This window comes from Paenisporosarcina sp. P5_A11 (genome assembly GCF_056400705.1).
On the sequence record NZ_JBFUKT010000177.1, the window covers coordinates 1 to 6,673 of the forward strand.

Below are 6,673 nucleotides of genomic sequence, written 5' to 3' on the forward strand. Positions count from 1 at the left end.
GTTAACATGTGGACCTCCTAATAGTTGTTCGACTTGCTCTATAGTTTGCTTCGTATCTGGTTTGCGATTTGTCCACTTATGAAATGACAATGCTCCTTGGTGCACAAACATGCCCACTCCATTTAAACAACGTGCTCCTCGATCTTTTGCTTCAGCTAAAAATGGCGTCAATATTGGATTATACACAATATCTGCAACAATTGCTGAAGATGTTACATTTTTTAGTGACAACGGCATATCAACATTAGATGTTATCATGCCCGCTGGTGTTGTTTGAATGATAATTTGAAAGTCTGCAAGTTCAGTCTCTGCCTGTTCAAGAGATAAAGCACGACCACTTTTCAAATCATCGATCAACCGTTGTGCATTTGAAAAACTGCGGTTTGCACATGCAAGATTCACATATCCTCTTTCTTTTAAAGCGAATGCAATTCCTCTTGCAGCACCACCAGCACCAATAATCAGAATCGGTAGTTCTTGCAGATTCGAACCCATCGCTTCTTCTAAAGAGTTTACAAAACCATTGCCATCTGTATTGTACCCCGTTAACCTGCCATTCTCTTCAACAACTATTGTATTCACAGCGCCCATTATTTCGGCAGAGGAATCGATATGATCTAAAAATGGCAAAATGGCTTCTTTATGCGGAATGGTTACATTCCAGCCACTTGCACCGAGAGATTTTAATGATTCAACTGCATCTGCTAGTTTTTCTTTTTTGACGTGCACTGGAATGTACGTAGCATCAATTGTTAATTCGGAAAACCATTGACTATGCATACTTGGTGACATTGAATGAGAGATTGGATCACCAATTACTGCGTACCATTTTTTCAAAATCAGATGCCTCCTAGATAAGAGATGGACGTATTTGAATTTCCACACCTTTAGGCGCATACGCTGCTATAACCACATTTGGTTGATTGACAGTAATCCATCCTAAACCTGAAAACACAATATCCGTCTTCTCAGCTTTAATTGAAAACTCGTGACGTACTAAAGGTGGGAATTTATCTTTAAATTCAGCAGAAGGTGGTGCTAGCATTCCACCTAAATGTTCTGCATATAAGGTATCCGCATTGTCGAGTTTTGTACGATGGATATTTAATTCATTTGAAATATGAACAGTAAATGATGCTCGCTCACCTTGCATAAAATCAAATCGAGCTAAACCACCTAAAAATAAAGTTTGTCCAGCATTTAACTGGAATATTTTAGGTTTGATTTCATTCTTCGGAGTAATCCATTTGAGTTCAGATGAATCTAAGTAATGCGCCATTTGATGGTGATTAATAATCCCCGGCGTATCATATAATGATTGGTTATCATCTAAAGGAATTTCAATTAAATCAAGTGTGGTTCCTGGGAAGTGAGAAGTTGTAATCACTTCTTTTTCACCTGTCACTTGCTTGATGATACGGTTGATAAATGTTGACTTACCAACGTTTGTACAACCCACTACGTACGCATTCTTTCCTTCTCGAAGGCGATCTATTGCTTCCATTGCTTCAACCATACCTGTGCCTTTATGAGCACTAACTAACATGACTTCGACTGGTTTTAAGCCAAGTTTTTTAGCTTCTTGTTGTAACCATTTGATAACCCGATGTTTCTTAACTGACTTCGGGAGTAAATCTACTTTATTGGCAATAAGTAGAATTGGATTATTCCCAACAAAGCGGTGTAAACCAGGTAACCAGCTACCATTGAAATCAAAAATATCGACGATTTTAACGATTAGTCCTTGTTCATTACCAAGACCATTTAAAATACGTAAGAAATCATCATCTGTTAATGAAACCGGTTGTAATTCATTGTAATTTTTCAATCGGAAACAACGTTGGCAAATCATTTCTTCTTTTTCTAATGTTGAAGGTGGTGCAAATCCAGGTTCTTTTGGATCTAATGTTTGTATTTGAGTACCGCATCCGATACAAGTTGGTATAGTTGTCAAACTTCTTCCTCCCAAGTTACAAATCCTTTTCTTTTTAACGCTTTAAAAATTCGTCGTTCAACCAATCGATTAAATCTGGTGAAAAAACCGTCTGATTTAGCGACAGGTAATACTAAAATGGTATGCAATTTTATCCGATTACCTCCAACAACATCCGTTAATAGTTGATCGCCTATCACGACCACTTCTTCACGTTTTACATCCATTGTATGCAGTGCTTTAAGAAACGCTTTACCCATTGGTTTACGGGCTCTATATATGAATGGAATTCCGAGTGGATCTGCGAAAGATTTAACTCGTAGTTCATTGTTGTTAGATACAATTGTTACTTGAATCCCTGCATCTTTCATACTTTTGAACCAGATCACCAATTTAGGTGTTGCCTCTGGTCTGTCCCATTCGACAAGTGTATTGTCTAAATCTGTTATGATTCCACGAATCCCTTTTTCGAGCAATCGTTCTGGTGAAATGTCAAATACACTTTTCACAAATTCATTTGGTAAAAATTTTCTATACACCGTGACACACTCCGTTCAACCTTTTTTCTGTAATGATTATAACATACTACCGATTTTCTCACCCACTCGCACTCGACTTCCTGCAATAATAGATGAATCCACGTGAAACGCATTTTTTTCAAACAGTAAAACTACAGTCGAACCAAATGTGAAATAACCTATTTCTTCACCCTTTTTCCAGTCTCGGGATAGGTTTGTCATTTGAATTGAATTGACAAGCATTGCTCCCACACTTACGACAGCGCAAGTTTTTGTATTTGGACATACTAAATGTGTAACTTGACGATAATTTCCACTAATTGGTGTTTTTCCATAAGTTAATCCCGCTTGGTTCACTGGATATGATTTTTCCCCGAGTGTAACTTGTTGTTTGACATGACCATCAACCGGGCTATGAATGCGATGGTAATCGGCAGGACTCAAATAAAACACAATATATGTGCCATCAATATATTTAGAGGCATGCTCAACATTGCCGAGGAGATCAGTTAGAGTATACGATTTTTCTTTCACTAAAAATGTTCCATTTGACGTTATGGAACCGATGGATTCTACTTTTGCATCTACAGGACTACTGGCAATCATTTCACCCTCGACGATTGGTCGATGTTGAGAATCGATTTTTCGAATAAAAAAATCATGTAATGTTGGAAACGCCTCAATAGATTGTGAAACCTCACCCATTTGTATTCGGTATGTACGTATATATGATGGAATAATTTTGCGACTCACTGGTGATTTAGCAAAACGTTGTATCGCTAGGGAAGACCATTTGCCATTCGTTAATTCAATTAGTGATTGGTACACTCTCTGTTTCACTTAATCCCTCCTGTTCTAAATATGCTCTACCTTTTTTAAGTTGAAAGAAGTATAATGAACTAATACTGTAAACACGAAGGAGTCTCGTCCATTGTTTCTATTTCATCGACTGGATCACACAATTAAAAAAATGAAATCCCAAACAGCCAATATGATCACCATTGGTAATTTATCTTTTGGTGGTGCTTCCATCATGACTACTTTAAATGAATCTTATAGTTACAGTGTTCTGTTTATATTTATTGCAGCTCTGCTCGATCGTTTTGATGGGATGGTTGCTCGTAAATTAGGTCAAGAATCCGAACTTGGTAAACAACTTGACTCTATGAGTGATATTATCTCATTCGGCGTTGCTCCTGCAATTCTTATTTATATGGTTGATTTATATGAATTTGGAACAGCTGGAATGGTTCTTACGATCATTTATATTGCATGTGGAGCATTTCGCTTAGCGCGCTTTAATATTATGGAATCAGATGGCTACTTTACCGGACTACCTATTACCGCCGCAGGAACCCTACTGACGTTGTCGTATTTTGGATTGTCTGTATTTGCTCCAGTTTTTTATATGTTTCTCCTACCGATTTTAGCCATATTAATGATTAGTACATTCACCTTAAAAAAAGTGTAACGACCGCAAATTGCGGTCGTTTTTTTCATGCATTTAGAACCGCTATCATATAGTGACAAAAGACGACATGGAGGTGCACGCATCATGAGTAGTTTATTGTCTGCTGTCCTACAACTGTGGATAGAAATCCCTGCTGTGCTTGGTTATTTGAAAGGTCAGGCTTTTAGAAAACCCCTCTCACTTGAAGAAGAAGCCATATATGTAGAGCGATGTTTAGCTGGTGATGAAGAAGCGAAACATGAGTTAATTGAACGTAATATGCGTTTGGTCGCACACATCGTCAAAAAATTCCATCCAAAACACGAACAACTCGATGATTACATTTCTATTGGCACAATCGGATTAATGAAAGCTGTAGCTAGCTACACACCTGATAAAAAAACACGCCTCGCTACTTACGCAGCACGTTGCATTGAAAACGAGATTCTCATGCATTTACGTTCACAGAAAAAAGTACAAAAAGATGTATCACTCTACGAACCGATTGGTACCGATAAAGACGGCCATTCACTCCAAATTACAGATCTTCTACAAACCGATGATGATACCGCACAACAAACCCTTGAACAAAAAGAACAAATGGCAAGGCTATATCGACACTTGGACCGGCTAGAAAAACGGGAAATCGAAATTATTGAGCGCAGGTATGGGTTACATCAATTCGAGCCCATGACTCAGAAACAAATTGCTAAGCAATTAAATATTTCAAGAAGCTATGTATCTCGAATTGAAAAGCGTGCTTTAGTTAAGTTATACCAATTGTTTAAACATGAAAAAAACTCTTACGATTCACTGGAAATCGAAAGAGCCTCCAATCAACAGTCTAAATATTTAACTTGAACTCTATAATTTGCTGATAACATGTAAGACGATTTGAGTTGAATGTTCAGCTGCAGTTGGTAAGAATTCATCAAAGCTAATCGATGATTCTTTTCCTGCGATATCTGACAACGCACGGATTACTACAAATGGTACGTCGAATTGGTGACATACTTGCGCTACAGCGGCTGCTTCCATCTCAACTGCCTTCATGTGAGGGAAATGTGTTCGAACGCTCTCAACACGTGCTGGGTCACTCATAAACGAATCCCCTGTTGCAATTAGACCGGATGCAAATTGATGTTGGCCTAGTTCTTCTACTGCCTCTTCTGCAAGTTTACGAAGTTTAGAATCTGACACGAACGCTGCAGGAAGCTGAGGAACTTGTCCCATTTCGTAACCGAATGCTGTTACATCCACGTCGTGATGTCTAACCTCATCAGAAATTACAACTGCTCCTACTTCTAATAAAGAATCAAATCCACCAGCTGAACCTGTGTTAATCACAGCATCTGGTTTGAAGTGATGCAGTAAAATGGCTGTAGACATCGCAGCATTTACTTTCCCAATACCACTTTTCAGTAATACCACTTCATGACCTGCATATGTACCCTCTGTATATTCACTATTTGCGATGACTGAAGTTTGTGGATTTTCAATTGCTAAACGTAATGCTTCAACTTCTTGTTCCATCGCGCCAATAACTGCTATTTTCATTAATGTCCGCCTCTTTTCTGGTTAGAAAACATAAGTTGCACAATCAGCAGTGCAGACCATGTTTTAAAAAACTGATATTCGAATAATTTTTATCCACTTACTGTGGTGGAAAAACACTTCCCTAAAAATAATAAAAGCGGCGCCGAAAGTCAATAGGYGCCGTCTAATGTTTTTAAAGTTTCCATTTTTTCAGGTTTCCAGCCTTCGCCGTCTACCCATTGTAAATACACACGATATTTATCTTCTTTATTTTCTGATGAAACAACACCGATGGATTTTTGAGGATCTCCACCATTTTGAATACGCCATACAATCATTTTATCCGCTGATAAGCCTGTTGTATATGCAATGGCGTTTATTTTTTCCGTCCAATCCACATGCCCTTCACTATAAACAGATGTATGTTCACCACTTTGTTCTGTACCAACTGGTTTCCAAGCGGTATTTACCACTCTTTCAGCAACGATTGGGTCATCTGAAGGTTTTGAAGTAACTGTACCTCCGGTCGTTGCATCTTTTTTAGTAGTTTCCTCTTTAGAAGATTTCTTTTCGGTTTTATCTTCGTCAGATCCAATTTCTTTAGAACTTACATCTTCTGAAGATTCAACTGACTCGGGTACACCTGTTGCTCCTGGTTCATCTTGCGCCTGGCTAACGTCTAACTCGGATTTTTGTGATTTAGCTTGTTCAGCATCATCATTACCGAGGAAAATGAATCCACTAGTAATCACAATTAGGACAATAACGATACCTATAAGTACATTTAATATTTTGTTCGTTCGATTTGGTTTATTTGGTCGATTACTTCTTGAGGTATATCGACGCTGTGTGTTTTCCATTGCGTACTCCCCCTTATATACAGCATGATACCATAAATGGTCATGACAAATTAGACGAACAGATTAAAGAAATGTTTCATTTTAATGAAAGTTTGTGTGAAAAAGGTTTTGAATCCATGTAATTGATGTACATAGAAATTAATGTCTTCCTGGAGAGGATTGCTGTCTATCTCCAGGCGAATGGTCGAAAACTATCCGTGAGTGGTCGGAAAGTTAAGTGTCGTATAATACCATGCTTTAAAAGAGCATATCAAGAAAAGTAAAAATAAAAAAAACCACTCCCAGCTATTAGGGAGTGGATTTAAAATTCATATTAATTTATAGACGTAATCTTAACGTCCATTTCGCCGCCTGGTGTTAGCACTTTTACTTGATC

General features: G+C 38.0%; 8 protein-coding genes. 2 read left to right on the top strand and 6 right to left on the bottom strand.

What is annotated here, in order from left to right; all coding sequences use genetic code 11:
* The 4 genes from aroE to AC1DOS_RS16835 form a co-directional block, all read right to left on the bottom strand.
* The coding region (gene aroE / locus AC1DOS_RS16820) for a shikimate dehydrogenase (protein ID WP_477538431.1) at positions 1 to 837 on the bottom strand (837 nt) is incomplete at its 3' end.
* 13 nt (positions 838 to 850) lie between these two features.
* The gene (yqeH, locus tag AC1DOS_RS16825; RefSeq protein WP_477538432.1) at positions 851 to 1,954 is read right to left on the bottom strand and encodes a ribosome biogenesis GTPase YqeH; all 1,104 of its coding nucleotides are present in this window, start codon (positions 1,952 to 1,954) and stop codon (positions 851 to 853) included.
* A complete protein-coding gene (locus AC1DOS_RS16830) occupies positions 1,951 to 2,472 on the bottom strand; it encodes a YqeG family HAD IIIA-type phosphatase (RefSeq protein WP_108586370.1) in 522 nt (173 codons plus the stop codon). Before AC1DOS_RS16830 ends, yqeH begins: the two co-directional genes overlap by 4 nt.
* Positions 2,473 to 2,508: 36 nt before the next feature.
* Positions 2,509 to 3,291, bottom strand: a complete 783-nt coding sequence (locus AC1DOS_RS16835) for a phosphatidylserine decarboxylase (protein WP_477538433.1) — start codon at positions 3,289 to 3,291, stop codon at positions 2,509 to 2,511.
* Positions 3,292 to 3,382: 91 nt separating this feature from the next.
* Here AC1DOS_RS16835 and pssA point away from each other — a divergent pair, with 91 nt between their 5' ends.
* Both pssA and sigK read left to right on the top strand, forming a co-directional pair.
* Positions 3,383 to 3,922: a CDP-diacylglycerol--serine O-phosphatidyltransferase gene (gene pssA, locus AC1DOS_RS16840; protein ID WP_108586372.1), complete on the top strand. Its 540-nt coding sequence runs from the start codon at positions 3,383 to 3,385 to the stop codon at positions 3,920 to 3,922.
* A gap of 84 nt (positions 3,923 to 4,006) precedes the next feature.
* Positions 4,007 to 4,762 (top strand): RNA polymerase sporulation sigma factor SigK, encoded by a 756-nt coding sequence (sigK, locus tag AC1DOS_RS16845; protein ID WP_108586373.1) that lies wholly within the window; start codon positions 4,007 to 4,009, stop codon positions 4,760 to 4,762.
* Positions 4,763 to 4,765: 3 nt separating this feature from the next.
* On the opposite strand, the gene mtnN is transcribed toward sigK, so the two are convergent.
* On the bottom strand, positions 4,766 to 5,458 hold the full coding sequence (gene mtnN, locus AC1DOS_RS16850; protein WP_477538434.1) for a 5'-methylthioadenosine/S-adenosylhomocysteine nucleosidase: 693 nt from the start codon (positions 5,456 to 5,458) through the stop codon (positions 4,766 to 4,768).
* 149 nt (positions 5,459 to 5,607) lie between these two features.
* Positions 5,608 to 6,297 (bottom strand): YrrS family protein, encoded by a 690-nt coding sequence (locus tag AC1DOS_RS16855; protein WP_477538435.1) that lies wholly within the window; start codon positions 6,295 to 6,297, stop codon positions 5,608 to 5,610.
* Between the last annotated feature and the right edge of the window lie 376 nt (positions 6,298 to 6,673).

What these genes read in the sequence shown, in the direction of transcription:
- sigK (WP_108586373.1), top strand. Translation starts at nt 4,007, where the DNA reads ATGAGTAGTTTATTGTCTGCTGTCCTACAACTGTGGATAGAAATCCCT.
- mtnN (WP_477538434.1), bottom strand. Translation starts at nt 5,458, where the DNA reads ATGAAAATAGCAGTTATTGGCGCGATGGAACAAGAAGTTGAAGCATTA.